The organism is Fulvivirga aurantia (assembly GCF_009711475.1).
Classification (GTDB): domain Bacteria; phylum Bacteroidota; class Bacteroidia; order Cytophagales; family Cyclobacteriaceae; genus Fulvivirga; species Fulvivirga aurantia.
The window spans coordinates 1-4,074 of sequence record NZ_SMMD01000563.1; the positions used below are offsets into that span (position 1 = coordinate 1).

The 4,074-nt window shown below is 38.6% G+C and carries 3 protein-coding genes; all 3 read right to left on the reverse strand.

What is annotated here, in order from left to right; all coding sequences use genetic code 11:
- The coding region (locus E1176_RS04700) for a TerB family tellurite resistance protein (protein ID WP_185152634.1) at window positions 1-659 on the reverse strand (659 nt) is incomplete at its 3' end.
- Between the two features lie 78 nt (window positions 660-737).
- Window positions 738-3,344 (reverse strand): M1 family metallopeptidase, encoded by a 2,607-nt coding sequence (locus tag E1176_RS04705; protein ID WP_155209413.1) that lies wholly within the window; start codon window positions 3,342-3,344, stop codon window positions 738-740.
- A gap of 58 nt (window positions 3,345-3,402) precedes the next feature.
- Window positions 3,403-4,074: SDR family NAD(P)-dependent oxidoreductase (locus tag E1176_RS04710; protein WP_155209414.1), on the reverse strand; the 672-nt coding region annotated here is incomplete at its 5' end.

The following is a 4,074-nucleotide window of genomic DNA, read 5'->3' on the forward strand; positions in this document are numbered from 1 at the left end:
GTTGGAAATACCCCGATTTTTCTACTCTTAAGAGGCTGCCCGTTGAGGTATAAAACTGATATGCCCAGATATTTAATAAAATAAGTTTCTATGCTACCGAGCCTCAGGATGGCAATCAGGCCGGTGAGGTTTTTTTGTACGATCCTCGGGCCTTTTATTTCATATTCTCCAGAGCCTTCATCGATTATCAGAATATTTTTAGATGACAATTCTTCAAGATCTTGTCCCAATACAAAACTCTTGATGCACATCATGTCGCGCCTCGAGATTTTTAAGGCTTCACCGATATAGAATATGAGATTTTCCTGTCGCTCTGAGATTTCGCCATCAGCAAAAACAAGTTCGATGATTTTAATAATTAAAACAGCTTTTTGCTGCATAGTGAGGGCAGCGTTTACCTGTTTGGAAATGGCCATTATTTTTGCCCAGTCATCAACAAACTCAAGGGTTTGATCATCGATATTGTCTAGCTGAGCCTGTTTGGCAATTTGTATTTCGGTATTGTGGCCATCAAACAACTTTAAGTAGTAACCGATAGCCTCCTGGTTGAGGTGAACTGATAAGAATTCCTGAATATTATTTCTCTCTGCCTCAGTAACTCGTTCTTTAGCTACAATGGCAAACAGTTGAATTATGGTTTTGAGAAGCTCCTCGCTCATTTAAAATTATCTATAACTAACCCTTCCTACTTGTGAAATAATAAAAGGAATTCATTACATACAATGGATTCCTATACTTTATGAAGCTTCCTCGGCCTTTGATTTGTAATTTTCTTTTATATCTACCACTCTAAATAGAAGATCGGCCGATTGCAATATCTTATTTTTAAGGTCTTTAGGGTAGCTGTTGTTTCTGAATAAAAACTGCCTTACTATTTGCTTTGCCTCATCACTACTATGTCCTCCCAAAGTTTTCTCCAGCCATCTTTTAGGAAAGAAGATGTCTCCTGTAAGCCTTATTTCTTCCAATAGATCAAGGCTAGGTTCTATATATTTAAGAGATTGATTAGCACGTAATGGGTGGTGTAAATAACTTAAAGACTCTAATACCCAGGCTTCATTTTCACGATTTTGTTTATCCTTCAAAGATTCAAAAAAATCATCTCTAGTTTGTTGGTTTGCTGAAAGCGCTGTTTTGATAAAATCAAACTGTCTCTGCTTATCCGGATTCGAGATTCTCTGATATTGAACATTCAAAATACTGTCTGCTCGGGATGAATATCTTAATGCTAAGGCATAAGCCAGTTTGGTGTAATCATTTTCAGATAATTGCAACCCCTCGATTTCCATTTCCTGGTCCCATATTCTCATTAGCAAGTCTACTCCCCCCTCAGTAATTACTACGGACTGAAGCGTATTGAAATATGATGCCATCAGTTGAGTTTTCTCACTACCCAGTGCAAGGCTCAGTAGAAGTCCTTCGAGTTGAGGTGCCAATTTTAAGCGTTGCTCTGAAGTATAGATGCGCCAATAAATGGTTTCTATTACATCAAGCATATATTCTGTAATAAGGTTGTTATTCTCTGTGGGTAAGTTTTTTATTAAGGCCTGCATTAAAACCTGAGGATCTATTTCTTCTCGCAATAGCAGCTCATAGTAGTTGAGCCAAAGAGCACCTCTTAGCAGCTCATCATACTGTCCTATGTTTGATAAAAAGTGCTTTTTACTATTAGGGCCAAGCCTAAAATAACCGTATCCCTTGCCTCCGGCATTGGTAAAAAGTATTTCTGGTGCGGGCATATTTTCTACTGTATCTATCTCCTCGCCTATTGCAGCAGGTAATTCGAGTGTAGTGCTATCAGCAAAACCTATCAAAACCTTTAATTGCTGGGGCCATACATAGGCCTTCTCCTGCCCTGGCACAAAGGTATTGAGCCTCATCTTTTTTATTTTATCGTTTCTTACCCTCAACGTAGTCATTATGATAGGCATACCGGGCGTCATCACCCATTTGTCATTCCAGTAATCGATGTTATAGTTGGTCTGTTTGCTTAAAATTTCAAGTAAATCTGTCCAGGAAGCATTGCTGTAGCTATATCGCTGGAGGTAATCTCTTATTCCTGCCTGAAAGGCATCTTCTCCTATATTTTCTTCAAGCATTTTCATCACCACAGGCGCCTTTTGATAGATTATTGAGCCATATAAGGAACCAGCATCTTTGAGATTTTCTAGCTCTTGCTTTATCGGGTGTGTACCCATTGATCTATCAACTTCGTAGGCTGATGGGTAATGTGATAACACAAATTTTAGATCATGATTTATATCAGGAAATTGAGGGTCGACTATCTTGGCTGCCATAAAATTGGCAAAAACTTCCTTGAGCCAGACATCATCAAACCACTCAATGGTTACAAGGTTGCCAAACCACATATGGCTTACTTCGTGAGCAATTAACCTCGCCCTGCCAAGTTGTTGGTTAAGAGTAGCTGATTGGTCAAGGAATAGACTCGAGGCTTTGTAAAATATAGCTCCCGGATGCTCCATCCCACCATATTGGAATGAAGGTATCAAAGCAAAATCCATCTTGTCAAAAGGATGGTCGATGGCTGTGTAATCTTCAAGCCATACCAAAGATTTATAATGCCAATCGAAAATTTTATCAAGGTTTCTTTCGAGTTTGGCTGCATCAGTTTCTCGATGCAGCATCGTCATTTTTCTGCCATTGATTGTATTAGTTACCTTTTTGAATTTACCAGCTGTAAATGCAAATAGATAAGTGCTTATTGGTTTAGTCTCTTTAAAGGACAAAATTTTTGAATCTCCGGCAATTTTTTCATCAATCACTTCACCATTAGCAATCGCCTCCCATTGAGTCGGAATGCTTAATGTTAAGTCGAAAGTCGCCTTAAGGTTTGGTTGGTCAAATACAGGAAAACATGTAGAAGCTCGGTCAGGCACAAAAAGCGTGTATAGGTAGTCAGGATTTCTATTTAGTGATTGATCGCCCGCTATAAAATCGATTTTGATTTCATTTTTATCCTGAAGCAGTGATTCGTCTATGTAGATATGCTCGTTGCTGACCTCAACAGAGGTTTCTTCATCATTTACGATGATTTTTTTTATGTTTTGAGGGTCACTATTAAAATCGAACAGTAAACTTTTACCATTCTGCTTATAGTCAAATTTAATAACAGCCTGTGCAGGAATAGATTCGCTCTGATTTTCAGGAATGTCAAAACGTAGGCTATATTTTACCTCAGATATATTTGTAAATCGACTGTCAGCCAGCTCCTTAGAAATGCCAGGTTCCTCATACTTGCTCTCTTCCTCAATACAGGCGAAGACCAGTATGGAAAGACTAACAAATATGAGGAACCGTTTGGTTAAAGCATTTATGGCAGTCATGCCATAAACATAATCAATTTGAAATTATTTTTAACGGTAGTTTTACATAAGCGATCTTTTATTGCAACGATCTTAAGGTAGACATACCACCGTCTATACCTATTACCTGGCCTGTGATCCACTTGGCTTTCTCTGAAAGTAGAAATGCAGTAAGAGCAGCAAGATCCTCCGGATCACCAACCGCATTCATTGGGTGTCTTTTCGCTGATTTTTCTCTTTTATCATCCGATGAAAGTAGATTTTCTGCCATAGGTGTGTCTGTAATAGAAGGTGCCACAATATTGACTCTAATTTTTGGCGCATATTCTGCTGCCAATGATTTACCTAGTCCTTCTACTGCTCCTTTGGCTGCAGCGGTAGAAGCATGATACGGCATACCCTGATTGACAGCCACTGTACTGAATAAAACTACAGATCCATTATCTGATTTTTTCAATTTGCCTTCAAGTGCTTTTATCACTTTAGCTGCGCCAAGCACATTTATTTTATAATCATTGAGAAAGTCATCATCTTTTAGCGCCTTAAAAGGTTTTAGATTAATTGAACCTGGACAATAAACGAGACCATCAACCTCATCTAAATCTGCTGTATCCACTTCTTCACTCAATACATCAAGTTTTACGTGTTTTGCATCACCCGGTAAATTGTCTGATTTGTTTCGGGACATCACCGTTACATTATGTCCACTGTCGATAAGCTGATTGGTTAACGCTAATCCGATACCTGATGT